General features: G+C 63.7%; 1 protein-coding gene. It reads right to left on the bottom strand.

Translation table 11 applies throughout. From position 1 onward, the window contains the following. Positions 1-24 precede the first annotated feature (24 nt). Positions 25-1,677: an ISL3 family transposase gene (locus DC522_RS33340; RefSeq protein WP_116532672.1), complete on the bottom strand. Its 1,653-nt coding sequence runs from the start codon at positions 1,675-1,677 to the stop codon at positions 25-27. Positions 1,678-1,753 lie beyond the last annotated feature (76 nt).

Consider the following 1,753-nt stretch of genomic DNA (forward strand, 5'->3'; position numbering starts at 1 on the left):
CGGCTCTCCCGCACTTTGCGTGGATTACGCTGCCAGGAGCACCCGGCGGCGCAGGAGATCGAAGCTGGCTCGTCCATACATGGAGCGCTTCAGGAGCTTAAGGCGCGTGACCTGACCCTCGGCTTGCCCACTGCTCCACGGCTGTGTCAGCGCCGCGCGAACCGCAGCGCTGTCCTGCTCCAGACCGGCGGCAAAAGTCTCAACAGCCTGGATGCCCGATAACCGAGCTTCAGCAATCCATGCTTTTAGAATCTCGATGGAGGCCTGCTCACTGTTGCGGGTCTGACGCTCACGACAACATTGACGAATGAGAGCGCAGAAGCGCTGAACGAGATCAGCTACAACCACAGCCTCGGGATCTTGTCGTACTCGGGCCAATACGGCAGCCTCCGTTGTATCAAGCACTGTCGGAGGGCGCACAAGAAGCCATGCAAGCTGCTTGGGTGAAGGGAGTGAGGCGCCCGGAGCAGGGCGGATCGGGCCCGGTGAGCACCACTTGTGAGCTGTTGTCTTTGCGGGAGCCGTTCGGCGCTCGGCCAGCCAACGATAAACTTGCTTGGGTGAACCGGCAAAGCCGAGATCCCGCAGTTCACGCCAGAGAGCGGTGGCGTTCTCGCATCCTGCGGCAAGGCGTGCATTGAGGTGCGGGAAAAATGGATCGAGCATACTCGGTCCAGGTTGGCGCACGGCACGTGCCGGGAAGCTGTCGGCTTGGGCAAACTTCCTGACCGTGCCGCGTGCCAGGCCCATCGTACGGCTGATCGCCAACAGCTTCTCCCCACCGGCATACCGTCGCTGGACTTCCTCATAGAGAGTCTGCCAACGAGCCCGGCTGTCAGCACTGGCGGCCTGCTCGGCTCGCGTGCGAGGGTAGGCGCGGGCTCGTCGTCCTGAGGCTGCAGGCGATCCCTCAACGAGGGGCAGACGCCGCAACCGGGCATGGGCTCCCGCCAGCCAGCGCTCGACCATTTGGCGGGCATTCAACAGCAGATGCCAGCGATCCGCCACCTGGATGGCCTTGGAGGCCGTGGCAGCACCCTTTGCGTACTCACTGGAGCGGTCGCGGGCGATGATCTCGATATCGGGGTAGCGCTGGAGCCAAGCTGAGAACGTCGCCGCTGTCCGGTCGGGCAAGAGCTCAATCGGCTTCCGGCGCTCCAGGTCCACCAGGATGGATCCGTAGGTGCGCCCCTTCCTCATCGCCCAGTCATCAACGCCGACAATGCGCGGCGGTTGGCGCGTGGGAAGCGGCTGGTTACGAACGAGGCGCAGGATGGTGTCGGCACTGGCCGGTATGGCGAGATGCACGAGGAGCCTGGCACCAGGCTCCCCTCCCAGGGCGATGCCAATCCGCGCCTGAGCTTTGGTTAGTCGCCGTGTGCGCCGGGCATGAGGCTTGAGAAGATGCGGTAGAGGCTCCGTGAACGTCTGCTTCAAGCAAGTGTGATTGTGGCAGTAGAAACGCCGCACATGGACACGCAGGCGAACCTCACGCCCGAAGGACGGGAGGTCCGCCGGCTGCCGGACATAGGAGCTATGCACGCTGCCACTGATGTGCCGGCATGCAGGGCAGCGGCCATGGGAAGCGCGACCCTCGACTGCAACAACGAGGGCGTTCTGGCCTAGAGGAGTGACGTGACGGATCCGGCAACCGGGAATGAGCGAGAGCGAGTTCATGCTCCGCTCTGCCGATGGAAATCGGCGGGATCAGGTCACGTTGCTGCGACTCATCCACGCAAAGTGCGGGAGAGCC

It is taken from the genome of Microvirga sp. KLBC 81 (assembly GCF_003075415.1).
In the GTDB taxonomy this organism is placed as follows: domain Bacteria; phylum Pseudomonadota; class Alphaproteobacteria; order Rhizobiales; family Beijerinckiaceae; genus Microvirga.

Excerpts from the sequence above, each read along its gene's own strand:
- DC522_RS33340 (WP_116532672.1), bottom strand. The coding sequence starts at position 1,677 with ATGAACTCGCTCTCGCTCATTCCCGGTTGCCGGATCCGTCACGTCACT.